The sequence below is a fragment of the Bacillus cereus group sp. N24 genome (genome assembly GCF_016483345.1).
GTDB classification, from domain to species: domain Bacteria; phylum Bacillota; class Bacilli; order Bacillales; family Bacillaceae_G; genus Bacillus_A; species Bacillus_A toyonensis.
The window spans coordinates 1-236 of record NZ_JAEHCA010000160.1; the positions used below are offsets into that span (position 1 = coordinate 1).

Consider the following 236-nt stretch of genomic DNA (forward strand, 5'->3'; position numbering starts at 1 on the left):
AAGTTAGTTTGTCTAGCATCTAAAAATAAAAATTGACGTTTCACGTTGTTTGTTTCGTTCAGTTTTCAAAGAACTAATGGTGGAGCCTAGCGGGATCGAACCGCTGACCTCCTGCGTGCAAGGCAGGCGCTCTCCCAGCTGAGCTAAGGCCCCAAAAACAATATCGGGAAGACAGGATTTGAACCTGCGACCCCCTGGTCCCAAACCAGGTGCTCTACCAAGCTGAGCCACTTCCC

General features: G+C 49.6%; 2 tRNA genes. Both read right to left on the reverse strand.

The annotated features are described in order from the left end of the window. Window positions 1-77: 77 nt before the first annotated feature. Window positions 78-153 (reverse strand) — tRNA-Ala (locus tag JDS95_RS30845). A gap of 10 nt (window positions 154-163) precedes the next feature. Continuing rightward, window positions 164-236: transfer RNA gene (locus JDS95_RS30850), tRNA-Pro, on the reverse strand.